The organism is Bradyrhizobium nivariense (assembly GCF_029846695.2).
Classification (GTDB): domain Bacteria; phylum Pseudomonadota; class Alphaproteobacteria; order Rhizobiales; family Xanthobacteraceae; genus Bradyrhizobium.
Map to the genome: position 1 here is coordinate 1 of NZ_JARWCR020000020.1, position 26,235 is coordinate 26,235.

Below are 26,235 nucleotides of genomic sequence, written 5' to 3' on the forward strand. Positions count from 1 at the left end.
GCCCCATGTGGTCCCCCAACCCCATGTAGCGCGATCAGAGGGTGATGCCCTTGGAAGGCCGCCGATCGATGTGATGCGATGTACGCGACATCTGGATAGGACTCCATTCCGGATCACTACGGAGACGAATGTGCTTGATGCTGCAGGCTTATGCGTTCGTCCGCATACGCTTCGATCATGCTGCCTCAATTCGATGCACACGCTCTTGGCAACGCTCTTGGCAACGCTCTTGGGATGTCCACATCTTCGGAACCTGCATTTCACCGGCCTGTCATTGAACTGGTCTAGCGCTGCTCCCGTCATTGCTGACTGCCAAGGAGCAAGTCATGTCGAAGCCGGTGTTGGGCGCCGCATTGTCCATCAAATCGATCCCTGCGCATCGCGACTGGCTTCTCGACCGGCAACGCGATCTCGAAATTCAGGATTTCTTTCGCGCGGATCTTCTCGACAGCGATTGGCGGAGCACGGCCGGCGAGATCAAGCAGATGCTTTCGGGCCATACCGGCCGGCTCGGCATTCACGGCCCGTTCTGGGGCTTCAAGATCGACAGTCACGATCCCATGATCCGTCAGGCGGTGACCAGGCGCCTGCTTCAGGGGTTGGATGCCGCCGAATTCCTCGGCGCGACGCAGATGGTGATACATTCGCCATTCACGACCTGGGACCACAACAATCTCGATCTCTATCCGGATAATCGCGGCAATCTCGTCGAACGCGTCAAGGCGACACTCGCCGAGGTGATTGTGCGCGCTGAAACCATGGGCTGCGAGATCGTCATCGAGAACATCGAGGACAAGGATCCGCGCGATCGCGTGCGTCTCGCCAAGGCGCTCGAAAGCAGCAAGGTCCGCGTCTCTCTCGACACTGGCCACGCCAACTACGCTCACATCTCCACCGGCGCGCCGCCGGTCGACTACTATGTCGAAACCGCCGGCGACATGCTGACGCACGTCCACCTGCAGGACACCGACGGCTTTGCCGACCGGCACTGGCCCCCGGGCGAAGGCAACATCCCGTGGGTCGCCGTGTTCCGCGCGCTGGGCCGGCTGACGTCCAATCCGCGGCTGATCCTCGAACTTCGCAACAACGACGACGTCCGCGCCGGCGCAGCCCATCTCGCCGCGCTTGGCCTCGCCGAATAGCCGTATCATCCAGGGGCAGGGGTTTCCGTCATGAGCAAGCTTACCCGTCGCACCATCCTGAAATCTGGCGGCGTTGCCGCAAGCACACTGCTTCTGCCTCGTTTTGCCATCGCGCAGGTCGACAACCGTCCTTCGGTGACGATTGCCGTGCAGAAGGTGACCAATTCGAACGTGCTCGACGTGCTGCGCGAGCAGTCCAATGTCGGCGAGCGGGTGTTCTTCTCTTCAATCTGGGAAGGCCTGATCTCCAAGAACTGGCGCGGCAGCCTGGAGGCCGTGCCGGGACTCGCGACCGAGTGGCGCCGCATCGACGACCAGGCCGTCGAGGTGAAGCTGCGCCAGGGCGTCAAATTCCACAATGGCGACGAACTGACGGCGGAGGACGTCGTCTTCACCTTCAGCCGCGAGCGCATGTTCGGCGAGACCGAGGCCAAAAGCCGTAGCACGATCCAGGCTTTCGAGAAGATCCCGACGCCGCGGCCGGGCAAGGAGCTGCCGCCGGACGTTCCGGCAGTTGCGCGCCGGATCTGGCCGGATCTCGTCCGCGTCGATGCCGTCGACAAGTACACGGTGCGCTTCTACAACGCGACGCCCGACGTCACGATCGAGGGCCGGCTGTCGCGCTACGGCTCGGACATCGCAAACCGCCGCGCCTGGGCCGAATCCGCGAGCTATCTGGATTGGGCGCGCAAGCCTGTGACGACCGGGCCCTACAAGGTCGTCGAGCTCAAGCCCGACGTGTCGCTGACGCTCGAAGCGCACGACGAATATTGGGGCGGCCGTCCGCCGCTCAAGCGCATTCGCTTCCTCGAAGTCCCGGAGGTCGCTAGCCGCATCAACGGGCTGCTGTCGGGGGAGTACCAGTTCGCTTGCGACATCCCGCCAGACCAGATCGCCGGCATCGAGAAGAATTCAGCCTTCGAAGTGCAGGGCGGCACCATCCTCAATCATCGCCTGACCGTATTCGACAAGAACCACGCCCAGCTCGCCAATCCGCTTGTAAGGCGCGCCTTCACCCACGCGATCGACCGCCAGGCCATCGTCGACAGCCTGTGGGCCGGCCGCACCCGCGTGCCGAAGGGCCTTCAGTGGGAATTTTACGGCGACATGTTCAACGCCGACTGGAGCGTGCCGGCCTACGATCCCAAGCTTGCGCAGGACCTGCTGAAACAGGCCAATTACAAGGGCGATCCCATTCCCTATCGCCTGCTCAACAATTACTACACCAGCCAGGTCGCGACCGCGCAGGTGCTGGTCGAGATGTGGAAGTCGGTCGGCCTCAACGTCCAGATCGAGACCAAGGAAAACTGGTCGCAGATCATGGAACGTGCGCCAAGCCGCGCTGTACGTGACTGGTCGAACTCGGCGGCCTTCAACGATCCCGTGTCGTCGCTGGTCGCCCAGCACGGCCCGAACGGCCAGCAGCAGCAGATCGGCGAGTGGACCAATGCCGAGCTGAACACGCTCTCGGAGTTCCTGGAAACCTCGATCGACCAGGCCGCCCGCAAGAAGGCGTTCCGCCGCATGCTGGAGATCGCCGAGCGCGAGGACCCCGCCTACACGGTGCTGCACCAGAACGCGACCTTCACGGCCAAGCCGAAGTCGATCAAGTGGAAGGCGTCGCCAGCGTTTGCGATGGATTTCCGCGCCGGCAATTTCGAGGCCTGAGCCGTGACACCGCTGATCAGCATCAAGGACCTCAGCGTCGCCTTCCACGGCGTGCCGGTCCTGCGCGGTGTCGATCTCACCTTGCAGAAGGGCGAGGCCCTTGGCCTCGTCGGCGAGTCCGGGTCCGGCAAGTCGGTGACGTGGCTTGCCGCGCTGGGGCTCTTGCCGCGGCATGCGCGCATCTCGGGCTCCGTTCGTCTCGAGCGCCGCGAGATCCTTGGTGCACCGGCCGTCGAGCTCGACCAGGTGCGGGGCGGGCGCGTCGCCATGATTTTTCAGGACCCCGCGAGCGCGCTCAATCCGGTGCTGACCATCCGCAAGCAGCTCTGCGAGGCCCTGGCGCTGCATCGCCATCTATCCGGCGACGCGGTGAAGGCGGAAGCGCGGCGGCTGCTCGATCTCGTTGGCATTCCCGATGCGGCGCGGCGGCTCTCCGCCTATCCGCATGAATTCTCCGGCGGTCAGGTCCAGCGCATCATGATCGCGATAGCGCTCGCCGGAAATCCCGATCTGCTGATCGCGGATGAGCCGACCACCGCGCTGGACGCGACCATTCAGGCGCAGATCCTGGAGTTGCTCTCATCGATCCGTCGCGAGATGAGCATGGCGATGGTCCTGATCAGCCATGATCTTGGCGTGGTCGCGGAAAACTGCGACCGCGTTGCCGTGATGTATGCCGGCCGCATCGTCGAGGAGGCGCCGGCCAACCAGCTCTTCGCCGATCCCGTGCATCCCTATGCGCAGGGCCTGATAGGTGCGCTGCCGCCGCTCGACGGACCGCGGCGGCGCCTGACGGCCATTCCCGGCACCGTGCCCGATCCCGCGATGATGCCTGATGGATGCGCCTTCGCGCCGCGCTGCACGCTGGCGGCCGAGCCGTGCGGCCTTGCCGCGCCGAGCCTGGCGCCCATCGCGGAGGATCGCGCCGTCGCCTGCGTCCGCGCCGAGGCTTCGCGTCGCGCGCTGCTCGGGATCGCTGCCGAATGAGCGGTCCGCTCGTCGAAGTGTCCTCGATTTCGCGCAGCTATAGCATGCGCTCCGGGATGTTCGGCCGAAGTACCGCCGTTCATGCGGTCGATGGCGTGTCGCTGACGATTCCCAAGGGCGAGACGCTGGGCCTCGTCGGCGAGTCCGGTTCAGGTAAATCCACCACCGGCCGGATCGTGCTCGGCCTCGAGCCGCCTGACAGCGGGGAGGTGCGGTTCGACGGCAAGCGGATGGCCACACCCGCGACGCCTGCATGGCGCGCGCAGCGGGCGCGCATGCAGATGATCTTTCAGGATCCGCTGGGCGCGCTGGACCGGCGCCTGCCGGTCGCAGCCCAAATCCGCGAGCCCCTGGACATTCACGGTCTCGGTACGCCCCCCGAGCGCGAGGAGCGTGTCCGCGAATTGCTGCGCGCGGTCGAACTCACGCCCGCGCATGGTGCGCGCTATCCGGGCGCGCTCTCCGGCGGACAGCGCCAGCGCATCGTGCTGGCGCGGGCGCTGGCAACGAAGCCGGATTTCCTGGTCTGCGACGAGCCGGTCAGCGCGCTCGATGTCTCGATCCAGGCGCAGGTGGTGAATTTGCTCGCCGATCTCCAGGCGCAGCTTGCGCTGACCTTGCTGTTCATCAGCCACGATTTGCGGGTGGTCCGGCAGATCAGCAACGTGGTGGCCGTGATGTACCTTGGCCGCATCGTCGAAGTCGGCAGTGCGGACGATCTGTTCGCGCGGCCGGAGCACCCGTATACCCAGGCGCTGGTTTCTGCCTCGCCCGCGCCGGGCCGCCGCAGCGCAGGCCGTATCGTGCTGGCAGGCGATCCGCCGAACCCGGCGGCGCGTCCCCAAGGCTGCGCCTTCCATCCGCGCTGCCCGCGCGCGATCGCGCGTTGTGCAAGCGAGGTACCGACCTTGTCCGCCGTCGGTGGCGATAGGCAGGTCGCCTGCCACCTCGTGACTGGGCCGCTCGCCGAGACGCGTGACGCGGCGTGATGGGACGCTATTTCGCCATTCGTATCGGACGCGCGGCCCTGACGATCGTCCTCGTCGTCACCTTCGCCTTCGTGGTGCTGCGTCTCTCGGGCGATCCCGCGCTGATGATTTTGGGACCGGAGGCGCCGCCGGAAGTCCTCGCCGCCTTCCGCAAAGCCTGGGGCCTCGATGATCCCATCTGGTTTCAGTATCTCGACTATTTTGGCGCCATCGCCAAAGGCGAGCTCGGCCGTTCCATGCGGGACGGGCGGCCTGCGATCGAGCTTGTGCTGGAGCGGATTCCGGCAACGCTGGCGCTGACGCTGCCGGCATTTGTATTCAAGGTCGCGCTCGGCATTCCCGCCGGAATCTATGCCGCGCTGCATCGGGGCTCCGCGATCGACCGTGCCGTGATGATGACGGCAGTGGCGGGCTTCACCGTGCCGAGTTTTGTCCTTGCGCTGATCTTGGTCCTTGTCTTCGCGGTGCAGCTCGGCTGGTTGCCGTCGGGCGGGCAGGACAGTTGGCGTCACGCCATCCTGCCCATCGTGACGCTCAGTCTTGGCGGCGCCGCGGTGCTGGCGCGCTTCACCCGCAGCGCGATGCTGGAAGTGCTGGGCCAGCCCTACATCCGTACAGCTTCGGCGAAGGGCGTGCCGTGGCGAAAAGTCGTGACGTCGCATGCTTTGCCGAACGCGGCGATTCCGACCGTCACCATTCTGGGCTTCATGGTGGGCACGCTGATCGCGGGCGCGGTCGTGGTCGAGAGCGTGTTTTCGTGGCCGGGGGTAGGGCGCCTGCTCGTCGTCGCCGTCGCCAATCGCGACCTCGCCGTCGTGCAGTGCATCCTCCTGCTGGTCGCTCTGACCATGGTCACATCCAATCTGATCGTCGACTTCCTCTACGGCCTCCTTGACCCGCGGCTGCGCGCCAAAGGGGCGCACGCATGAAGGGAGCCCGCGCATGACCGACGCAACGCTGAAGGACGCAGGCGTCCGCCGCCGCATCAGTCTGCCGGCGATCCCGGTCTCGGTCGCACTCGCGATCGGCTGGATCGTCGCGATGCTGGTGATCGCGGCCTTCGCCGAGAAGATCGCGCCTTACGGCTATACCCAGCTCGATTTGCGCAACCGGCTGTCCGCGCCCGGCAATGTCGCGCACTGGCTTGGCACCGATGAACTCGGCCGCGACGTGCTGTCGCGGCTGCTCGTCTCCATCCGCATCTCGCTCCTGATTGCTTTCGGTGCGACGGCCATTTCAGCCATCGTCGGCACCACGCTCGGTTTTCTTGCCGCCCATTTCCGCGGGCCCGTCGAGCAGCTTGTCCTGATGCTATCCGACTTCCAGGCCAGTATGCCCTTCCTGATCATGGCGCTGGCGGTGCTCGCCTTCTTCGGCAATTCGCTGCCGCTCCTGATCGGCTTGATGGGATTTTTCGGCTGGGAGCGCTACGCCCGCATCGCGCGGGGACTTGCCATCTCGGCCAATGCGCAAGGGTATGCGGCCGCGGTCCGCCAGCTCGGCGCCACGCCGTCGCGAATTTACCTCAGGCATATCCTGCCCAACATCGCCTCGACCCTGATCGTCTCGACCACGCTGGTCTTCCCCGAGGTGATCCTGATGGAGTCGGGCCTGTCCTTCCTCGGCCTCGGCGTGCAGCCGCCGATGACCAGCCTCGGCAACATGGTCGGCTACGGCCGCGAGTACCTGACCCGGGCTCCCTGGATCATGCTGGCACCGGCGGCCACGATCGTCGTGACCACGCTCGCGGTCTCCGTGATCGGCGACTGGCTGCGCGACCGCCTCGATCCGACCCTCCAATAGACCGCGCCCGGAGCAGGGGAGGCCTGCGCAGGGCCGATCCGGCTCTGTCAGGCCCAAGTTCCCGTTGCGCGCGCCCATCCCGTGCGCTATCCGGCCGGAAAGGCCTGAGGCGGCTTCCATATTTCTCGCCCGGGCTGACCCAACCAGGACGGAAACCGCCATGCCAGCCTATCGCTCCCGCACCACCACCCACGGCCGCAACATGGCGGGCGCCCGCGGCCTCTGGCGCGCGACGGGCATGAAGGACGCCGATTTCGGCAAGCCGATCATCGCGGTCGTCAACTCCTTCACCCAGTTCGTGCCCGGCCATGTTCATCTGAAGGACCTCGGCCAGCTGGTGGCCCGCGAGATCGAACAGGCCGGCGGCGTGGCGAAAGAGTTCAACACCATCGCGGTCGACGACGGCATCGCCATGGGCCATGACGGCATGCTCTACAGCCTGCCGTCGCGCGAGCTGATCGCCGACAGCGTCGAGTACATGGTCAACGCCCATTGCGCTGACGGCATGGTCTGCATCTCGAATTGCGACAAGATCACGCCCGGCATGCTGATGGCGGCGCTGCGGCTCAACATTCCCGCCGTGTTCGTCTCGGGCGGGCCGATGGAAGCCGGCAAGGTCACGCTGCAGGGCAAGACCAAGGCGGTCGACCTGATCGACGCCATGGTCGCAGCCGCCGACTCCAAGGTCAGCGACGAGGACGTCAAGGTGATCGAGCGCTCGGCGTGCCCGACCTGCGGCTCGTGCTCGGGCATGTTCACGGCCAATTCGATGAACTGCCTGACCGAAGCGCTGGGCTTGGCGCTGCCCGGCAACGGCACGGTGGTCGCAACCCACGCCGATCGCAAACGCCTGTTCGTCGAAGCCGGCCACACCATCGTCGATATCGTGCGGCGCTACTATGAGCAGGACGACGCCTCCGTGCTGCCGCGCAATGTCGCCAACTTCAAGGCGTTCGAGAACGCGATGACGCTCGACATCGCGATGGGTGGTTCAACCAACACCGTGCTGCATCTGCTCGCCGCCGCCCACGAAGGGCAGGTGGAGTTCACCATGCGCGATATCGACCGCCTGTCGCGCCGCGTGCCCGTGCTCTGCAAGGTCGCGCCGTCGGTCGCCGACGTGCATGTCGAGGACGTGCACCGCGCCGGCGGCATCATGGGCATTCTGGGCGAGCTCGACCGCGCCGGCCTGATCGACACGTCGGTCTCGACCGTGCACGCGCCGACCATGAACGACGCGCTGGAGCGCTGGGACATCAAGCGCTCCAAGAGCGAGTCTGTCCGCACCTTCTTCCGCGCTTCGCCCGGTGGCATCCCGACCCAGGTCGCGTTCAGCCAGGAGCGCCGCTACGACGAGCTCGATGCCGACCGCGAGAAGGGCGTGGTCCGCAATCTCGAGCACGCCTTCAGCAAGGACGGCGGCCTCGCCGTGCTCTACGGCAACCTCGCGCAGGACGGCTGCATCGTGAAGACCGCCGGCGTCGACGCCTCGATCCTGAAATTCTCCGGTCCCGCGCGCGTGTTCGAGAGCCAGGACGCGGCGGTGGAAGGCATCTTGGGCGGCAAGGTCGTCGCCGGCGAGATCGTCGTCATCATCTACGAAGGCCCGCGCGGCGGCCCCGGCATGCAGGAGATGCTGTATCCGACCAGCTATCTGAAATCGATGGGCCTCGGCAAAGCCTGCGCGCTCGTCACCGACGGACGCTTCTCGGGCGGCTCGTCGGGCCTGTCGATCGGCCATCTGTCGCCGGAAGCGGCCGAAGGCGGCAACATCGGTCTGGTGCGGACCGGCGACCGCATCGCCATCGACATTCCGAACCGCAGCATCAGCCTGGAGGTCTCCGACGGGGAGCTTGGCAAGCGCCGCGCTGCGGAGGAGGCGAAGGGCGATGCCGCCTGGCAGGCGACGGGCCGCAAGCGCAACGTCTCGACCGCACTCCAGGCTTACGCCGCGCTCACCACCAGCGCCGCGCGCGGCGCCGTGCGCGAGGTGAAGCGGCGCTCGAAGTAAGAGCGTCTCGTGCGGGCGTGATCGCAAGGGTCGCGCATCGCGCATGGTCAACAAGTTCTGAACGGCCGGCGAAAGCCGGTCGTTCGCATTAAGGATGCCCCGACGAACTTCGGCAAAGCAAGGTTTTGCGGCGTATACTGTTGCGACCTTCGCAAATCCATTTCGGGCAACTGGGGCACCACAATAATGTCTCGTACTCTTGCTGTCGTTTTCTCCACAGTCGTCGCGGCAATTTCGATGACGGGCGCGGCTTCCGCAGGCTGCTACAATTGCTACGCGCCGCCGCCGTGCACGACCTGCTACCAGCAGCAATATGTGCAGCCGCAATACCGCACCGTCGACGAGACCGTGATGGTTTCGCCCGGCTCCGTCGTGGCGCACCGCGCGCCGGCGCAGTACCGCACCGTGATGGTGCCGCAGACCGTGATGGTGGCGCCGCCGAGCGTTCAGTACGAGCGCATCCCGCCGCAATACGCCACGCGCCAGCGCGTCGAGATGGTCCAGCCGGGGTATTCCTATTACGCCCCGGTGCAAATGGGTTGCGCGTCCTGCGGCTACTGAGCCGACGCGGCTACCAAGAATTCCAAGCGGCGCTCCTCGCGGGGCGCCGTTTTTCTTTGCAGGCAGCAAACGAGGCTCGGAAACGGACGCGAATCCAAACCGGGCCCCGCAACCAGCGACGCCCTGGGAGATGTCGCCAGTGTCCGGAATTGCTGAGGGATCGGCGTGTGTGGGTGGCCGAGCCCGTTGCTTAGGCTAAGGGAACAGGCTGACGCTCGCCTGACGGATCGGGTTCAAAGGAGGGTTCGCGCCAACTTCGCGTTGCCATGCGCCGCCGACTGCGTTAAGCGACAGCCATTCCGAGTTTGGAAGGGTGGCCGAGTGGTTTAAGGCACCGGTCTTGAAAACCGGCGTGCCCGCAAGGGTACCGTGGGTTCGAATCCCACCCCTTCCGCCAGTCGATCCGTACGGGATCTGAGGCTTTCCCCGCGCAGGTGATCAGTGAACCAGACGTTCAATCCGGCCGGGCTCGACAAGCTGAAGCTCCGCATTCAGGCGTTGCGTGCCAAGACCATTGCCAATGGCTGCACCGAGGACGAGGCGCTGTCTGCCGCTGCCAAGGTCGCCGAGCTGCTGGATCGCCACGATTTGTCGCTCTCCGACGTCGAACTGCGGGCGTCGCCCTGCGAACGAAGGGTCTACGAGACCCATCGCAAGAAGCGAATTCCTCTGGACGACTGCATCGGCGCGATCGCTCATTTCTGCGATTGTCGGGTCTGGCGCGAGAAGAATGCGGCCGGTGAGAACAGCTATGTGTTTTTCGGTCTCGGCGCGGATGTCGAGGTCGCGCATTATCTGGCCGAATTGATCGACGGCGCCGTGCGCGCCGAACTTGGCCGCTTCAAGACCTCGGTCGACTACAGCAGGTTCCGGCACCAGCAGCGCCATCTGGCCAATGCCTCCTTCGCGCTCGGGATGGTGGCATCAATCGCGGACAGGCTGGTGGCGATCAAGGCCAGTCGCGATCAGGTCAACGAAAGCACCGGCCGCGGGCTGGTCGTCCTCAAGACCTCAGTGGTCGATGCAGAATTCGGCAAGCTCGACCTCAAGCTCCGGACCCAGCGCAGCACCAGCCGGATGGTGTCGATGACGGCCTATGAAGCCGGCGGCGCCGCCGGCGCGTCGCTGGCCATCAATCCCGGCCTTGGCGGGTCGCAGTCAGGGACCACTCCCAAAGGAAGCTGAACGCATCGCACGCGACCGTGCTGACTCCATCCATTTCGGTTGTATGAAATAGATCACGCTACCTGCCAAAAATATTCACTGTCCGCTTCGGCTCGAAGGTGCGTGTTTAGATGACATCACCCAAAAGTTGTGGTTAGTCTCCGCCCGCCTTCTCCGTCTTGCTTGCCCCGGGGGCTGGAATGGACACCGAAGCACTGACCGTTGCTTATGCGCGTGTGAAGGCGATCCTGGATGAAGCCGCCGGTGACAGCACTGCCGACTATGGTGGTGCGGGACGGTTCTGGGACAACGGCGCGCGGGCGCTGGAAGGCGCCGAGATCTTCGGCATCAAGATGGTCGCTCCCGTGCCGGCGGGCCACGCCTGCTGTGTACCGCCGCATGCGCGCAGCGACGCATCCGGATTGATCAAGGGATTGCGCGGCGAAGCGCCATTCGATGGCGGCCGGTTCCCGGCGCTGCCGTGGGGCGGCCACGCGGTTGCACCCGCCGATATCGATCGCATTGCCGACTGGATCGATGGCGGCTGCCCGGACGATGCGACCAGCGTCGCGGTCGAGCTTGCGCCCGGCAAGCCGGCGAAGACCGCGACGGTGAAGGTCAGCGAGATCGCCGAATTTGCGGTGGCCGCCGACGGCTATTCGCCGGCCGCGGGTGTCGGCGAGCCCAGGCGGCGTATGAACATCGATTGCATGAGCGAGCCGCAGCTCGAGCGCCTGCGCCGTGGCTTTCGCCAGCTCTATTCGCTCAACCGCTGGCCGGAAGATCGCCGCAGCTACAACAACCAGGCGCTGATCCACCAAAACCATTGCCAGCATGGCTGGGAGCGGTTCCTGCCCTGGCATCGCGCCTATCTCTACGAGTTCGAGCAGAACCTGCAGGATTTCGAGCCGGGGCTGATGCTGCCGTACTGGGACTTCACCATGCCGGAGTACCGGCCGGACGAACCGGACAAGGGCCGCATCATTCCGACGTCGATGAAGGCCTATCTCACCGAGGAGGCGGCGGAGACGCTGGTTGCGGCGCTCGACCCGGCGCCGACGGCGGCTCAGAAGAAAGCGATCCTGGCGCTTGCACGCGACCGCATGTACTTCACGTCGCAGCACGCCTTCTTCTGCTATCTGATTTCCACCATCGGATATTCGTCCATCACGCCCGATCCCAAGGACGCCAACCGCCAGCGTTTCATCGACGCGCTGCTTCAGTCGAACTCGCTCTGGTACCCGCTGCGCTATCCTGCCGAATATGCCGGCGGCGGCACGATCAACCAGGTCATCAACTATCATTACCCCTCGGCCGACGACATCGCCCAGATCCTGAGCCTCAACAATTTCCGCGATTTCGGCGGCGGCAGCATCTACGACGCCGCGTTCGGATTTCTCGACCAGAATCCGCACAACACCATGCACATCTGGACCGGTGGGCAGAATCCCGATGCCGGGCAGGCGACCTATGTCTGCAAGGACGGTCCCACCGCGACCGGAACGACGCCGCAGCCGGGTGCCGAGACCGAGCGCGTGCGCGCGCTCGCGACGCGCCGCAACGATGCCGCGCAGGTCGGCGGGCGCCGCTTCCATGCCCGTTCGGATCTCTATTCGCAGCCGGGCCTCGGCGACATGTTCAGCAACCTGACGGCGTCCTATGATCCGGTGTTCTGGCCGATCCACGTCAATATCGATCGCATCTGGTGGGAGTGGCAGAAGCTCAATCCGAATGCGCTGCCAGCCGACCTCGATTCCGTGCTGTCGCCGTGGAACTACACCATCCGCGACACGCTCGACATCGCGCCATTCGGCTACGAATACGTCCGCAGTTCGCATTTCATGCCGGTTGGCCTGGAGGCGCCGGTCAGTCGCTTCGTGTCGCAGCCGATCACGGTGCCGCAGGCCGCGCGCAGCTTCAAACGCGCGGAGATCCGCCTGCACCAGGTGCCGCAATTGACACGCTCCTGCTTTGTGCGCGCCTTCCTGAACGAGCCGGGCGCCGACGCATCGACACCGATCAAGGGCAACCCGCATTACGCCGGCTACATCTCGATCTTCGGACATGGCGCCTGCTACGGCGGTCCCGGCCATTGCGATATCCCGCCGCCGCAGCCACGGCGCTTCGACCAGCGCGGGCGCAGCCACAACACGCCGCGCGTCCATCGCATCGACGTCACGGCCGCCGCCAGGCAGGCGCTCAAGAAGAAGGGCCCGTTGCAGATCACGCTGGTGGTGATCGGCGGCGACTACCGGGAGGAGAGGGAGCTTCTGAAGCTGGAAGGCGTGTCGATCAGTTTCCTGGATTGAGAAGGTGGCGGGGAAGTCATGGCGACGTATCGAATCCATCCGGGCATCGGCATCGCGCGCCTGGGCAACAGCGAGAGCGAATTCTACCTCGCGCCGGAGACGCCCGCGGCGATGCCGTTGGCGTGCGACAGCTTCGGCAATCCCTTGCAAGGCCCCGACGGCGTCACGCCCGTTCCGGTCAAGACGTTCAAGGACGCGGAGGGCCGTGTGAAGCGTCAGGCCGCGCGCTTCCAGATCTTCGTCTATGACGACCAGTCCCCCGAAGGCCGGCCGCTGGCGCTCGGCGATGACGTAGAGGGCGGCGGCAATCACGGTGTGCTCGTGGACATCCAGTGGCGGGTCTATGTCGCCAACAAGAAGTCCTCCTGGTACCCGTTCAGCGAGCTCAAGGGCGAGCATGGCTACGCGCCCGGCAGTGCGCGCCGCAACGCCGACGTCACCGGTCAGGACCGCGACCTCCTCATCACCGATCCCGGGCCGCGCAGCGTGAACGCGACCACCAATCGCCGCGCGCATTTCGACCGCTCCGGCGGTCCGGGCGGCTATGCCACGACTTTTCCGCCCAAGGGGCTCCAGCCGTTCGACATCGACACGCTGGGCGAGATGATGACCGATAATAAGGGCCGCCTCGTCGTGCTCGGCGGTCACGGCAATTCGGGCATGGACGTCAGCGGTTCGGGCGGTCCGAAGATCGAGGACTACGCCAACACCGATGGCTGGTACGACGACATCTCCGACGGCCCGGTGATGGCGCGGCTGATCATGTATTCGAAGCAGGTCGGCCAGACCCGCTACGTCGACGTCGAGTTTCCGGCGTGGGTGGTCGTCGGCTATCCGCGCTTCGTACCGCAGATCCTCGACATGATCACGATGGACGAGGTGTTGTACGATCTCTATGTGCGCCAGTTCGCCACCGACACCGGCATCTACGGCACGCTCGGCACCTACGACGATCCGCAGCAGATCCCGTTTCGCGACGAGGCGGCGCTACGCCACTGGCAGGCCGGCCGCCTGGCGTGGAATCGCAATTACCGGCCGTGGTTCTATCGCGACATCTGGCCGATCCTGTTCCGGCCCGACGAGTTTCGATATCTGAGCGATATCCTTCAACAATCGAACTACCCGCACGACCAGGCGCAGCGCGGCACGTTCGATCCCAACAAGCTGTCGCAGACGCCGAGGCGGACGGCTGTGTCGACCGAGACGGAGACGCCGTCGGAAGCGCCACTGCGCGATGCCAGCCAGGGCGAGGCGGTCATGGCGGTGGCGGCGGTCGCCGGTCCAACCCGCCATGCCAAGGCCGATGATCCCTACGGACCGATGCGCCGCTTCCTGTTCGACCTCTTGCGCCGCGCCGGCGAGGCGAATTCATTCCGGGTGCAGGACCGCGCGTCGTCGCGCGTCCACTCCCTGCCGCTGATGCCGCTGTTATGCGGCGACAATCCGCTGTCGAACGAGACGCCCTCGAAATTCTCCATCTCACCGAATACCAGCTCTTCATCCTCGGCCAATGGGCGCGTGGCTGGTTCATCAACGAGAAGGAGGAGGGCTGGCTGCCCGCCGGCTATTCACCCTTCGAGCCTTACCCGAAGATGCCGCCGAAGACCGGCCGCGAGCTCGACCGCGGCGTGCTCAGCAACGTGCTGGGCGGCGCCTTCTGTCCGGGCGGCGAGCTCGGCTGGGTGATGCGCAATCCCTCGATCTACTGGGCGCCGTATCGCGTCAACGCCGATCGCAGCGTCTCGGATTTTCTCCAGAGCGCCGCCCAGGCCAATCAAGACCACGGCACCGTGATCGCCGACCCGACCTTCAACGTCAACTCGCCGCTCAGCCAGGACAACGACTTCGAGACCGGGCTTCAGCCGGGCGATCTCACCAAATATATGGGACTTCCCTGGCAGTCCGATTTCAACGAGTGCACGACACAGCCGATCAACATCACCTACGCCGACTGGAACAACCTCTATCCTGGCAGCGACAATGATGAGCGGCTGAGCCGTGACGAAATGACCTGGACCACCCTGTGGTGGCCGGCGCACCGGCCATCGCAGTCCTTCGAGATCGCCTCGATCTCGAACGGAAGCCCCAACTACGTCTGGACGACGTGGAGCCGCGGCATTCCGCAAATCCCGGTCGGCGATCTCAAGATGGTCACCGAGTGGTCCAAGCTCGGCTTCATCGTGCGCAATCCCTATCAGCCCGGCGCCAAGTCGGCCGACGATCTCACCTACAAATACATCAGCGTCGAGCGAACACCGGGGTCGAAACCCGATCCCAAAAGCGAGGCATCATGAGCGACAATCCATTCGTCGGACATTGGACCTACCGCAGCCTGCTCAACGATCCCGATGTCAACACCGCCTTCAACAATCTCGAGTTCGGCCGCGGCACGATCGAGATCGTCGACGGGCCGATGCAACTCCTGGCCGGCACGATCGGCGGTCCGGGCTGGTCGCTCGCCCTGAAAGGATCGCGCGCCTACGGCTCGCCGATGCAGGTGCGCTTTCAGGGCACCGGTGTCGTCGGCGGCGAGGAATGGATCTACGATTATTGGGGCTCGCTGGTGCCGGCCTGGCCCAATGGCGTCGATCAGCGTCCGGCCATCGTCGGCTCGGTGATCCGGACCATCCCGCACAGCGGCGGTTCGCCGGGCACGGTCGCACCAGCCGGCGTGGTGGCGTCGTTCTACGCCGTCTGGGCCGACTGACCTTGGCCGCGTTCGACATCATCGTTGCAGGCGCAGGGCCGGCCGGCGCGGCCGCGTCGCGCACGCTTGCGATGTGCGCGCCGAAGCTTCGGGTGGCCGTGATCGCGCCGGACCAGCGGCGCGGGCGGGGCCAAGGACGAGGTGAGGTATTGTCACCGCTGGTCCAGCCGGTGCTGCGCCAGCTCGGTCTGTGGCCCACGTTCCTGACGCAAGGCTTTGCGCCGTCGCATCGTACGCTGACGTCATGGGAAGAGGCCGGCCTGACGTCGAGCGAATTGCTGCTCGATGCCCGCGGACCGTCGTGGCGCGTTGACCGCGCCAGGTTCGACGGCTGGATCGCGACGGAGGCGTGCAGCGCAGCGGAGCGTTTCGACGCAAGGATTGCTCATCTCGAACGCGAGGCGGAGGGCTGGTCGGTCGCTTGCGACGACGGCAACAGCCATTCGGCCCGGCTGATCATCGACGCGACCGGCCGCGGCCGCGCGCTCGCCCACCGCCAGGGTTTGCGGGCGAGAGCGCAGGACCGCCTGATTGCAGTTTATGCCGAGGCGACGACGTCCGGCCAGGCCGCGCCGGAACTGCTCGTCGAGGCCTTTGAGGATGGCTGGTGGTACACGATGGCGCTGGGCGAGGGCAGGCGAGCCTTTGCCTGCATGACCGACGCGGATCTCGCGCGCGGTCTCCGCCTGAACACGCCGGATGGCTGGCGCACGGCGCTCGCCAGGACGCAATTCGTCGCGGCGTTGGCGAGCAAGGTCGTTCAGTTCGAAACGCACCATTTGGTGGCCGCGGGCAGCCGATACGCGGCAACGACAGTCGGATTCCGTTTGCTGTGTGCAGGCGATGCCGCAAGCGCGTTCGATCCCATCTCGGGCCACGGCGTAGTCAAGGCGATGCGCTCGGGCGTGTTCGCTGCTTATGCAGCCAGCGACTGCCTCGAACGCGGAGATGCCGCCGCCCTCGATCGTTACGGCGCGTGGGTCGCACGCGAAGCCGCGGTCTACGCGACGGCGCTGGGCGAGCATTACGGCAGCGTTTCACGATGGACCGAGCGGCCGTTCTGGCGGCGCCGGCGTGCCGACATGTCTTCACGCAATTCCTCGAGCAGTCTTTCGGAACAACAGGGGCGGACAACATGATGAAGAACTTCGCGCGAATTGGTCTTGTCATTGCCGCGCTCGGGCCAAGCGTTTCGGCATTTGCGGCACCGGCTCCGCGTGCTTTCGAGCCGCCGCCGACGCTGCCCGGACAGGGCAATGTGGTGACGCTGGATGCCGCCGTGGCGCCGGCCGTCGGCGGCTGCCGGCCGCAAGGATCGATCTCGCGCAGCGGCTCCATCGTCTCGGTGGTGCTCAACTTCGTGCGCGGCCGTTTCTTCATCAACAACCCGGATCCGACCGACCCGCAACCGGACGGCCTCGATCCGGTCGAGCTGCGCTCCTATGGTGGCTGCAAGTCGGGGCCGGCGATCTTCGTCAAGCCGGGCGATACGTTGCGTGTCGACCTGATCAATCAGCTCGCAAAGGATGATCCAAGCTGCCTGCCCAATCCGCCGTCGGGACTGGGCCTGCCGGCTTTGGTCGACTGCTTCAACACCACCAATCTGCACACCCATGGCCTGCACGTTTCGCCCGCCGGCAACAGCGATAACGTGCTGCTCAACATCGCCCCGCAGACGAAGTTTCCGTACGAGATCAACATCCCGAACGACCATCCGGCCGGGACGTTCTGGTACCATGCCCACCGCCATGGCTCGACGGCGGTGCAGGTGGCGAGCGGCGCCTCAGGTGTGCTGGTCGTCAAGGGCGAGCGCGCCTACACGCCGCCGACGACGCAAAACCCGAAGCCGATCGCTGATATCGACACGGTGCTGCACGACGTCAACGGCGCGCCGCTGAAGGAGCAGCTCTTCCTGTTCCAGCAGATCGCCTATGCCTGCTTCGCCAATCAGCCGAACCAGGCCGGCGGCCCGTGGCAGCAGATCTACACCACGCAGGGCCTCTACAACGCCAACAGTCCGGCTAATATCGCCAACGCGCCGTGGACGTGCCCGCTGGCGACATCAGGCAATCCGGTCAGCCCCGGCGTCGTCGAGAATTTCGGCCTGCAACTGGACTCCTCGTCGATCTGGGACACCAACGGCCGCTTCACAAGCGTCAATGGCGTCGTGCAACCGACGCTTACCTTGCCGGCAGGGGAGATCCAGCGCTGGCGCTTCGTGCATGCCGGCATTCACGACACGGTCAACGTTCAGATCGTGCGCGCGACGCCGGCGGGCGCAACCAATCTGATCGCAGCTTCGGCGTTGAGCGGCAACCGCCAGCAGCAGAAGGCCGATCTTCTCGCCGCCTGCAATGCCTCGCCCGCGACGCTGATCCCGCAATTCGAGATCGCATCCGATGGTCTGACCCGGACCAGGCTGCGGACCGTGCACGTCTCTCAGGCCGGCGGTGTCCCTGAATCGAACTACATGCAGCCCGGCTATCGCAGCGACGTCCTCGTCGTATTCCCATCGGACGGCGACTACTGCCTGCTCAACCAGGCGGCACCGAAGGCCGAGCGCGTCTCCAACGGCAATGGCGGCGGGCAGGGACCCACGACGCCGCAATTGCTGGCCTACGTCCATGTGCGCGGTGGCCAGCCCGTGACCGGCGATCTGCAGGCCTATGTCGGCAAGGCGCTGTACGATGCCAATCCGACGCTGCCGGACCCCGTTCGCACCGGACTGCGTGACGGTGACCTGCGACCGTGGGCGCCGTTCGAAAACCTCGCGCCGCCGGCTGCCGGCAGCCAGGAGCAGCAGGCTGCCTTCGCGATCAATTTCCCGGCCTTCACAGTCAATAACAATTCGTACGATCCCGATGTGGTGAACTTCACGCGCGAGGTCAACACCACGGACGACTGGCTGCTCTCCGCGCAAGGCGAGCCGCACATCTTCCACATCCACGTCAATCCGTTTGAGGTCATCGATGTCGTCACGACCAACGCCAACGGTCAGCAGATCTCGATCTACAATGCCGACGGCACCTGCAAGCCCGACATCGTGTATGCCGACAAGCAGCAACTGGCCAACCAGTATTGCGGCATGTGGCACACCTTCCGCGACACGATCATCGTCGAGAACAATTATCAGATCCGCGTCAGGACGCGGTACGATCGCTACATCGGCGAGTACGTCCTGCATTGCCACATCCTGGACCATGAGGACGCGGGCATGATGGCCAACATCGCGATCGTTCCCGACCTCAACGCGCCGGGCGGAGGCCTGGGGATGGCGGGCATGCGCCACGCCAAGCAGCCCACGGCTGCGCCGGCAGCGACGCCGGCAAGCCATAAACATTGACGGCCGAAGTCAGCAGGGAGGATTGCGCGCGATGAAGATCGGCATCCCCGTCTACGACGGCGTCGACATGCTCGACGTCGCCGGCCCCTTCGAGATGTTCGACTGGGCGAAGTTCGACGTCGAGATCGTCGCCGCAGAGCCGGGATTGAAACGGTTTCGCGGGGGATTTCGGTTTGAGGTCACAAAATCCTTCGCGGAATGCACCCAGTACGATGCCATCTGGGTGCCCGGCGGCGATCCGCCCGCGCTCACTGAGATCATCAACGATCCGCACCGGACCTACTTCCATTTTCTGACCAAGCAGGCCGCCGGTGCGAAGTACATGTGCTCGGTCTGCGAGGGGGCGATGCTGTTTGCGGCATCTGGTCTGCTCGACGGCTACTTTGCGACGACGCACTGGGCGTTTCTGCAATGCTTCCCGACGCTCTTCCCGAAGGTGAAGGTTGCCGACGGACACCCACGTTTCGTGCTGGATCGCAATCGCCTGACCGGAGGTGGAATCTCGGCCGGGCTGGACGAGGCGCTGATGCTGATCACGCTGCTCGGCGGCACGGAGCTGGCGCGTGAGGTTCAGCAAAATACCCAATACTATCCGGACCCGCCCGTTCGCAGCGCGATTCCTCCGGCGCCGCAGTGCCCTCTCGTCGGCGTAAAACCGTCGGGGTCGAAGCAATAGGTCAGGTCAGCCGTCGAGTACTCCGCCTAACTGATTGATATATAAAGAGTTTAGTCGGATGTGCCGGTCCGTCTGGTTCGACTTGTGGAACTCTTTTGCCGCCTCCGCGTTGTTCCTGCATGACTGAAGACCTTTCCTACCGACGCAAACCTCTGACCCCCGAACAGCGCCAGGCGCGCGATGCGGCACGCCGTATCGAGGCCGAAAAAGCCATGCGCGATCACGAAGAGGCGCAGAAGGCGTTTTACGCCAACCGGGAGCGGCTCAGAGCCGAACGTCTCGCGCGGGAAGCGATGGAGGCGAAGGGCTGACCGGCGGTCCGGTCACCGCGCCGCGAATTTCTCGACCGATTTCGGCGTAGAGAGGGTTTTCGAGCGAAGTGGATACCGGTTCGCGTGAGGAAAACGGGTCAAAACAACAATCTGGAGCTTCGGTTCTGGTTCAATCAGAACCGAAAATGCTCTTAGTGCCGGTTAGGGACGCGCGTCACGCTCAACGCCTGCTTCAGCGCCTGAACGGCGGTTGCGAAAGGTCTCCGAGGCGATTGCGCCTCGATCGCTTCGGCTGCGACGCGACAATCGTCTGCGACCTTGAGCAACCCGCTTCGCGCGAGGTCCATGGTGGAGAGGGCTGCCTGCTCCAGGCAGACCCGTTCAAGCCGTCGAAACTCCCGCAGCTCTTTGTTCATGCGTCAGCTCTCGATGTCCTCGGGCCATGCGGCACTGAGTCTGCTTAATGAATGGTAAACGCCCCTGCCTAACCGGGCTGGCTGGCGGCGGGCTGGTGCGTGCCGTGATGCGCACCCGGTCTGCGGAGCAGCCACGAGCGGGCTTGACGGCGTTTGGCTTCCGCCGGAAGCTTCAAATGATCCTGACGTGAACCACGGAGACGTTCGCTTCCGGCCAGTCCGATCCCGATCAGCGAAAGCGAGAATGGAGCTGACCATGACCACGTTCGACAAGCGCGAGCAGGGCTTTGAGGCCAAATTCGTCCACGACGAGGAGCTCATGTTCAAGGCTACGGCGCGGTCCAACAAGCTGCTCGGGCTCTGGGCCGCAAGCCAGCTCGGCTTCAGCGGCGATGCCGCGGCCAGCTACGCGACGGCGTTGGTGACGGACCATCTGGTGAACCAGACGATGGACGAGATCCTGGACAAGGTGTCAGGCGACCTTGCCGCCAGGGGCGTCGCGCGCGAACAGGTCGCAGCCAAGCTTCAGGAATGCTTGCACCAGGCGTTGCAGCAACTCGAAGGGGACAAGTGAAGGAAAGTCGGTTGAGCCTCACTCCACATGCTTGCGCGCCCCGGAGGCGCTCAGTCTGTCGACGTAGGCAATGCCGATCGCCGAGACGACGCAGGTGAGGCGGATCAGCACCTGCCACATCACAACAGTCTCGTTGTAGCCGGCTCGGTTCGAGCCGAGATTGCCGGCCTCGATGAAGGTGCGCAGCAGCGCGATCGAGGAGATGCCGATGATGGCCATGGCGAGCTTGATCTTCAGGACGCTCGCATTGACGTGGCCAAGCCATTCCGGATCGTCGGGATGGCCCTGCGGGTCGAGCCGCGAGACGAACGTTTCGTAGCCGCCAACGATCACCATCACGAGCAGATTGGAGATCATCACGACGTCGATCAGCGCCAGCAGCTCATCATGATCTGCTGCTCGGTGAGGTCGATCGCGTGCCTGGAGAGGTGCCAGAGCTCCTCCGTGCCGTTTCGTGCTAGCGTGCCGAGCGGCCATCGTGTGACGGCCGGGATCGGGAGGCGGGGAGTGTCGTGGAGGCGGGGAGTGCCTTGGAGCGGCTTCGGCAAATGGCCCGGCGTGATCGCGCTCGCTGCTGCGATCCTGGTCGGCTGCAGCGGCGCTGAGGTGTCGGCGACGCCGCTGACGCCGTTTCGCTACGAGGCGCAGGCGCAGCGTCATTGCCCGCACGACCAGGTCGTCTGGCTCGATTTCAGCAAAGGCGTCTACTACGGCAAAGGCCAGAAGCGGTACGGCCAGGGTTCTGACGGCAGCTTCGTCTGCCTGAGCGAGGCCCGCGACGGCCTCTATCGCCGCTCGCTGTTGGGGCTGCGCTAAAGCATGATCCGGAAAAGTGCGAAGCGGTTTTCCGAAAAGATCATGCTCAAACAACAACCTAAAGCGCGATGATGATTCATGCTGATCTCATCGCGCTTTAGGCGTACCTGCCCGGGGGCTGTGGGCGGGCCGGCTATGTCTGGCTCGGCAGCTTCATCGGGAGGTGCGGGGAAGTGCTGATGACCCGGGGGCTTCCGTCCGGATAGGTGCGGTCGCCGCGGATCAGCGATTCCAGAACCAGGAAAAATTTCTCAGCAAGCATTTGCGTCACCTTCGTTGGTGATGGCCTCTTGAAATTAAGTCGAGGCGCAGAACGCAGAAATTCAATCAACTAAACGGGAGCAGGGCAATCCAAAACAGATCGCGTGCTGCATCGCGGTGTAGTTGTGGTTAGAAAAAAGGAAAGTGATGGTGGTGCTCAGCCGAACGCCAATGCCACGAGGCTCGAGCACAGCAGGACCAAACCGCCGGCGGTCAATACCAGGAAACTGTCGGATACGAGGTCATGGTTGCGCATGGGACACCTGCCGCTCTTGTCTTCGATGCTCGATCGGATTGATCAAAATTGGCCGAACGCGCCGTCTTGAAAGAGGTGATGCTTGCCGCCCGCGCGAGCGCCTCAGGCCCTCGTGCGGTAACCTTCAAACGCATGGGCCAGGAAGATCCCCGCGCTTACCAAACCCATCAGTGCCGAAACCGTCTCGATCATCGTCTCATTCCATTCCGCCTTGCACGAGAGAAAACGCGGGCGGCCTTGCACAGTCAAAAGAATTCCAGTGAGCGGCTCGACAATCGGGGTGGAGTGAGGATTTGGCGCAACAGAATGTCCGGGGGTGGCACAGAGCAGGGTGCCCGCGCCCCGTAGTTCAACGGGCAGAAGCGAACGTCCCGTTTACCATCCCGGCGTGATCGCTGTGGGCTCCCCATTTCCGCCGTGTTCGGGTTGCGATATCGTCATGACGTCCGACGCGGTGGTGGGCCGCCTCGGAGCAAAAAGGACCGGACAGCGCTTCCCCGTAGCCAAAGCGGGTTGGGTACGCCTCCGGCGAAATGGTATTTGGGGCGAATGGGGATCCGACGGTCAGATTCGGTTTTGCGGGTCTCGCGCGCTGTTGCGGCGGCTGCAACCTGCCTCGCGCTCGCCAATTGCGCCTCCTCCAACAAATTCGCCAGCCGCGTCGATCCGAAATACGGCGTGTCCTCGAGCCCCCGGGTCGTGGCTTTGGGTGATCCGGTTCCGAAGGGCGGTGGAACCTACCGCATCGGCAAGCCCTATGTGGTGGGCGGCCGGACCTATGTGCCCGAGGAGGACGTCAACTACCGCGCCGAGGGCATGGCGTCCTGGTACGGCGACGATTTCCACGGCCGCCTGACCGCCAATGGCGAAGTGTTCGACATGGGCTCGCTGACCGCGGCGCATCCGACCCTGCCGATGCCATCCTATGCGCGGGTGACCAACGTCTCGAACGGCAAGTCGCTGATCGTCCGCGTCAATGACCGCGGGCCCTATCACGGCAACCGGCTCATCGACGTCTCGAACAAAGCCGCCGAACTCCTTGAATTCAAAGGCAATGGGGTCGCCAAGGTTCGTGTCGAATATGTCGGCCGGGCGCCGCTCGAAGGCTCCGATGACCGCCAGCTGATGGCCACCTTGCGCACCGGGATCCCGGCGCCGTCACCCTCGATGGTCCGGGTCGCCTCCGCCAGGCCGTTCGTGCCGGAGCTGCCGTCGTCGAACCGCGGCGCCATTCGCGGCGAGGTTCCGACGCCGGAGGGACGCCCCTACAATCTCGGCAACACCTCCGCCGACATGGCTTCGCTCAATGCGACCTCGGAGATGTCGGCCTCGAGCCGGAGCCGGGGCCGGGCGCTCCAGAACGCGCGCGCGGTGTCCTATGACGAGGACGGCCGCTACGCGACGGAGAGCACTCCGTCCTCCGCCTATGTCTCCGATGGTGGCGCCGCGGAGGCTCGCGGCATCCTGAGCGGCCGCGGCCTCTACTGAGCAGCCAGATCCGGCCACCGACGCGGCATCGTTGCGCTGCGGTTCAGAACGGGATGCGCGCGCGTCCCGTGAATGTCCAAATCTGGGTGTTGCCACCGATGCCGCCGAGCTCGGCGCCGAAGCCGACCGTGGTACCACTCGCCAGCCTTGCGCCGATGCCGCCGGTGACCCGCGCCGACCAACCCTGGAGCAGTGGGGTGGAGGCCAGCGGAATGCCGCCCGCGGCGACGATCGCGGCGGCGTCGTCCTGGGTGAAGTAGTAGTCGGCGTAGACGCCGACATAGGGCGCCAGCAGCATGCTATCGAGCCACGGCACGGGATAGGAGACCCTGTTGCCGCCAGAGGCGCGTCCGCTCGAGAAGGTGCGGGCGGCCTGCGGGGTGCCGAGCGAGTCGACATAGGCGTTTTCACGCTCCCACAGCGCGTAGACCTTGGCCGAGGGCTCGATATTGAAGTTGGCCCAAGTGTAGCTGCCCGTGAAGCCGGTCGCGAACATCCAGCGATGGCCGTTGAAATTGCCCTGCGCCGTGCCGGCGGTGCCGTCATAGCCGATGCCGGAATAGGTCACCGCCGCGTCGTAGCGCAGCGTCGGGATGATCTTCCAGCCGAGATAGGCGCCGACGGTCCAGCCGTCGCCCTTGAGCTTCCCGTTGATGTCGGTCTCGGTGTAGCTGAAATTCTCATAGCCGCCGACCACGCCGAGCAGCAAATTGGGCGCCGCCCGGTAGGTCAGGCCCGACAGCAGGTTGAGCTGCTGGCCGTAGAGCGTGGCCTGGGTTGCTCCCTGGCCGATGCTGCCGGACGAGCCCCATTGGTCGATGCCGGTGCCGCGCACGTCGACCCAGAACAGCCAGTCCTTCTGCTGCTTGAAACGCGCCATCGGCGGGGCCTTGGTCGGAGACGCCCGATCGATCGCGGCGAACGCGTCGTCGATCCGCGGAGAGCCGCGCCCGGCGCGGCCGCCCCGGCCGGAGCTTCCATCACCGGCATAGGCGTTGGGACCTTGCGAAGCCGAGTGGGCTTTGTCGTCCTCGTCACCGTCAGGCGCGGCGGCGAAGTTGACGCGCAGGCCGCCCGCGCCCGGCGTGATGTATTGCCCGCCCTCGCTGAAACCTTCGGAGATTGCGGTATCAATCGCGCCGGAGATCGCTTGGCCGGAGTTGTTCGCCACGACTTTGGTGACATTGAGCTGGAGCGCGCGCAGCTTGGCGCTGTCGGCGGGAATGTCGACCGACTGGTTCAGGGATGGTGAGGTCGAAGCATTGAAGGCGGGGCTGCCGTTATACGTTGCCGTGATCGTGTGATTGCCGACGGTGAGCGTTGTCGTCGCGAAGGTGGCGGCGCCGGCCGACAGCGTGGAGGTACCGATCGGCGTACCGCCATCGTTGAACGTCACCGTGCCCGTCGGCGTTCCGCCCGGGCTGCTCACGGTCGCCGTGAACGTCACGGACTGGCCAAAGCTGCTTGGATTCTGCGACGACGCCAGCCCGGTCGCGGTCGTGGCGGACAGATAGTTGAACCTGTCGGCGGCCGAGGTGGACGACACCCCGCCGACCGACGTCACCGTGACGTCAACGGTGCCCGCGCCGGGTGGCGAGGTCGCCGTGATCGACGTGGCCGAGTTCACCGTGAAACTGGTCGCATTGTTGGCACCGAACTTCACCGCCGTCGCGCCTGTGAAGCCGGCGCCCGTGATCGCAACAGAGGTGCCCCCAGGCGCGGGGCCGGTGGTCGGCGAAATCGAGGCGACGGTTGGCGCGGGCGTGTAGATGAATTGGTCCGACGCCGAGGTGGCAGACGTTCCACCTGCTGTCGTCACGGTCACGTCGACCGTACCGGCACCGGCCGGAGAGACCGCCGTGATCGATGTCGCCGAATTGACCGTGAAGCTGGTGGCATTGGTCGCGCCGAATTTCACCACGGTCGCGCCCGACAACCCTGTGCCGGTGATCGCAACCGATGTGCCACCCGTCGCCGGACCCGCATTCGGTGCAACTGATGTCACTGCCGGCGTTGCGGCGTAGCTGAACTGGTCCGCAGCGGAGGTGGCTGTCGTTCCGCCCGGCGTCGTGACTGTGACGTCCACCGTGCCTGTGCCCGCTGGTGACGTCGCGGTTATCTGGGTTGCCGAGTTGACCGTGACGCCAGTCGCCAACGCCGCTCCGAACTTGACGGCCGTCGCGCCGCTGAAATTGGTGCCGGTAATCGTCACCGATGTTCCGCCGGCCACCGGACCGCCCGTCGGCGAGATCGATGTCACGGTCGGCGTGCCGAAATAGGTGAACTGGTCCGCGGCCGAGGTCGCCGAGGTGCCGCCAGAGGTCGTCACCGTGACGTTCACGGTCCCCGCAGCTCCGGGCGGCGAGGTTACGGTGATGGAGGTGGCGGAAGTGACGGAGACGCCGGTCCCGGGTGTGCCGCCGAAATTGACCGTGGTCGCGCCGATGACGAATCCTGTGCCGCCAATCGTCACTGTTGTGCTGCCGGCAGTCGGCCCCGTCGTCGGAGCAACCGATGTCACGGTGGGAGCGGCGAGATAGGTGAACTTGTCGCTCGCAGAGGTGGCCGAAGTGCCGCCAGCAGTCGTCACCGTGACGTCCACGGTGCCCGCAGCTCCGGGCGGCGAGGTCACGGTGAGGGAGGTGGCGGAAGTGACGTTGACGCCGGTCCCGGGTGTGCCGCCGAAATTGACCGTGGTCGCGCCGATGACGAATCCTGTGCCGCCAATCGTCACTGTTGTGCTGCCGGCAGTCGGCCCCGTCGTCGGAGCAACCGATGTCACGGTGGGAGCC

Annotated in this window: 22 protein-coding genes, 1 tRNA gene and 2 pseudogenes; 21 read left to right on the top strand and 4 right to left on the bottom strand. The window is 65.0% G+C overall.

The genetic code is table 11. The annotated features are described in order from the left end of the window. The first annotated feature begins 326 nt into the window (after positions 1 to 326). The 18 genes and pseudogenes from QCM77_RS18255 to QCM77_RS18340 all read left to right on the top strand — a co-directional run bounded on the left by QCM77_RS18255 (position 327) and on the right by QCM77_RS18340 (position 19,671). Positions 327 to 1,142: a sugar phosphate isomerase/epimerase family protein gene (locus tag QCM77_RS18255; protein ID WP_279667402.1), complete on the top strand. Its 816-nt coding sequence runs from the start codon at positions 327 to 329 to the stop codon at positions 1,140 to 1,142. Between the two features lie 30 nt (positions 1,143 to 1,172). Then, positions 1,173 to 2,810 (top strand): ABC transporter substrate-binding protein, encoded by a 1,638-nt coding sequence (locus tag QCM77_RS18260; protein WP_280096702.1) that lies wholly within the window; start codon positions 1,173 to 1,175, stop codon positions 2,808 to 2,810. Positions 2,811 to 2,813: 3 nt separating this feature from the next. Next, positions 2,814 to 3,797 (top strand): ABC transporter ATP-binding protein, encoded by a 984-nt coding sequence (locus QCM77_RS18265; RefSeq protein ID WP_279667404.1) that lies wholly within the window; start codon positions 2,814 to 2,816, stop codon positions 3,795 to 3,797. Then, positions 3,794 to 4,786 carry an ABC transporter ATP-binding protein gene (locus tag QCM77_RS18270; RefSeq protein WP_279667405.1) on the top strand — a complete coding sequence of 331 codons (993 nt, stop codon included), beginning with the start codon at positions 3,794 to 3,796 and terminating at the stop codon, positions 4,784 to 4,786. Before QCM77_RS18265 ends, QCM77_RS18270 begins: the two co-directional genes overlap by 4 nt. Further along, the gene (locus QCM77_RS18275; RefSeq protein ID WP_279667406.1) at positions 4,786 to 5,715 is read left to right on the top strand and encodes an ABC transporter permease; all 930 of its coding nucleotides are present in this window, start codon (positions 4,786 to 4,788) and stop codon (positions 5,713 to 5,715) included. Before QCM77_RS18270 ends, QCM77_RS18275 begins: the two co-directional genes overlap by 1 nt. 13 nt (positions 5,716 to 5,728) lie before the next feature. Next, positions 5,729 to 6,589 carry an ABC transporter permease gene (locus QCM77_RS18280; protein ID WP_279667407.1) on the top strand — a complete coding sequence of 287 codons (861 nt, stop codon included), beginning with the start codon at positions 5,729 to 5,731 and terminating at the stop codon, positions 6,587 to 6,589. A gap of 160 nt (positions 6,590 to 6,749) precedes the next feature. After that, positions 6,750 to 8,600: a dihydroxy-acid dehydratase gene (gene ilvD, locus QCM77_RS18285; protein ID WP_279667408.1), complete on the top strand. Its 1,851-nt coding sequence runs from the start codon at positions 6,750 to 6,752 to the stop codon at positions 8,598 to 8,600. A 237-nt stretch (positions 8,601 to 8,837) separates the two neighbouring features. Next, positions 8,838 to 9,161, top strand: coding sequence for a hypothetical protein (locus tag QCM77_RS18290; RefSeq protein WP_279667409.1), 324 nt, complete (start codon positions 8,838 to 8,840; stop codon positions 9,159 to 9,161). Between the two features lie 307 nt (positions 9,162 to 9,468). Then, a tRNA-Ser gene (locus QCM77_RS18295) sits at positions 9,469 to 9,558 on the top strand. A 44-nt stretch (positions 9,559 to 9,602) separates the two neighbouring features. Next, entirely contained in the window at positions 9,603 to 10,346 is a 744-nt protein-coding gene (locus tag QCM77_RS18300) for a DUF7168 domain-containing protein (protein WP_279664452.1), read from the top strand. A gap of 179 nt (positions 10,347 to 10,525) precedes the next feature. Then, positions 10,526 to 12,634 carry a tyrosinase family protein gene (locus QCM77_RS18305; protein WP_280096703.1) on the top strand — a complete coding sequence of 703 codons (2,109 nt, stop codon included), beginning with the start codon at positions 10,526 to 10,528 and terminating at the stop codon, positions 12,632 to 12,634. 18 nt (positions 12,635 to 12,652) lie between these two features. Continuing rightward, a pseudogene (locus QCM77_RS18310) lies at positions 12,653 to 13,402 on the top strand (LodA/GoxA family CTQ-dependent oxidase); the annotation flags it as partial. Between the two features lie 662 nt (positions 13,403 to 14,064). Continuing rightward, entirely contained in the window at positions 14,065 to 14,928 is an 864-nt protein-coding gene (locus tag QCM77_RS18315) for a LodA/GoxA family CTQ-dependent oxidase (protein WP_280096704.1), read from the top strand. After that, positions 14,925 to 15,341 (top strand): hypothetical protein, encoded by a 417-nt coding sequence (locus QCM77_RS18320; RefSeq protein WP_279664459.1) that lies wholly within the window; start codon positions 14,925 to 14,927, stop codon positions 15,339 to 15,341. Before QCM77_RS18315 ends, QCM77_RS18320 begins: the two co-directional genes overlap by 4 nt. A 2-nt stretch (positions 15,342 to 15,343) precedes the next feature. After that, positions 15,344 to 16,480 carry an NAD(P)/FAD-dependent oxidoreductase gene (locus tag QCM77_RS18325; protein ID WP_279664460.1) on the top strand — a complete coding sequence of 379 codons (1,137 nt, stop codon included), beginning with the start codon at positions 15,344 to 15,346 and terminating at the stop codon, positions 16,478 to 16,480. After that, positions 16,477 to 18,684 carry a multicopper oxidase family protein gene (locus QCM77_RS18330; RefSeq protein WP_279664461.1) on the top strand — a complete coding sequence of 736 codons (2,208 nt, stop codon included), beginning with the start codon at positions 16,477 to 16,479 and terminating at the stop codon, positions 18,682 to 18,684. Before QCM77_RS18325 ends, QCM77_RS18330 begins: the two co-directional genes overlap by 4 nt. Positions 18,685 to 18,715: 31 nt before the next feature. Then, the gene (locus QCM77_RS18335; protein ID WP_279664463.1) at positions 18,716 to 19,360 is read left to right on the top strand and encodes a DJ-1/PfpI family protein; all 645 of its coding nucleotides are present in this window, start codon (positions 18,716 to 18,718) and stop codon (positions 19,358 to 19,360) included. A gap of 119 nt (positions 19,361 to 19,479) precedes the next feature. After that, on the top strand, positions 19,480 to 19,671 hold the full coding sequence (locus tag QCM77_RS18340) for a hypothetical protein (RefSeq protein ID WP_279664465.1): 192 nt from the start codon (positions 19,480 to 19,482) through the stop codon (positions 19,669 to 19,671). Positions 19,672 to 19,823: 152 nt separating this feature from the next. On the opposite strand, the gene QCM77_RS18345 is transcribed toward QCM77_RS18340, so the two are convergent. Beyond that, positions 19,824 to 20,048 (bottom strand): hypothetical protein, encoded by a 225-nt coding sequence (locus QCM77_RS18345; RefSeq protein ID WP_279664467.1) that lies wholly within the window; start codon positions 20,046 to 20,048, stop codon positions 19,824 to 19,826. A 256-nt stretch (positions 20,049 to 20,304) separates the two neighbouring features. On the opposite strand from QCM77_RS18345, the gene QCM77_RS18350 reads away from it, so the two are divergent. Continuing rightward, positions 20,305 to 20,622 (top strand): DUF1476 domain-containing protein, encoded by a 318-nt coding sequence (locus QCM77_RS18350; RefSeq protein ID WP_279664469.1) that lies wholly within the window; start codon positions 20,305 to 20,307, stop codon positions 20,620 to 20,622. An 18-nt stretch (positions 20,623 to 20,640) separates the two neighbouring features. Here the strand turns inward: QCM77_RS18350 and QCM77_RS18355 are convergent. Beyond that, positions 20,641 to 21,116, bottom strand: a pseudogene (locus QCM77_RS18355) (TIGR00645 family protein). A 31-nt stretch (positions 21,117 to 21,147) separates the two neighbouring features. Here QCM77_RS18355 and QCM77_RS18360 point away from each other — a divergent pair. Continuing rightward, positions 21,148 to 21,438: a hypothetical protein gene (locus tag QCM77_RS18360; protein WP_279664470.1), complete on the top strand. Its 291-nt coding sequence runs from the start codon at positions 21,148 to 21,150 to the stop codon at positions 21,436 to 21,438. A 133-nt stretch (positions 21,439 to 21,571) separates the two neighbouring features. Here QCM77_RS18360 and QCM77_RS18365 read toward each other — a convergent pair whose 3' ends face one another. Then, positions 21,572 to 21,700 carry a hypothetical protein gene (locus QCM77_RS18365; RefSeq protein WP_279664471.1) on the bottom strand — a complete coding sequence of 43 codons (129 nt, stop codon included), beginning with the start codon at positions 21,698 to 21,700 and terminating at the stop codon, positions 21,572 to 21,574. Between the two features lie 804 nt (positions 21,701 to 22,504). Between QCM77_RS18365 and QCM77_RS18370 the strand changes: the two genes are divergently transcribed. Further along, the gene (locus QCM77_RS18370; protein ID WP_279664473.1) at positions 22,505 to 23,443 is read left to right on the top strand and encodes a septal ring lytic transglycosylase RlpA family protein; all 939 of its coding nucleotides are present in this window, start codon (positions 22,505 to 22,507) and stop codon (positions 23,441 to 23,443) included. Between the two features lie 43 nt (positions 23,444 to 23,486). On the opposite strand, the gene QCM77_RS18375 is transcribed toward QCM77_RS18370, so the two are convergent. Next, positions 23,487 to 26,235 (bottom strand): autotransporter outer membrane beta-barrel domain-containing protein (locus tag QCM77_RS18375; protein ID WP_511337203.1); only part of this gene is annotated, 2,749 nt, incomplete at its 5' end.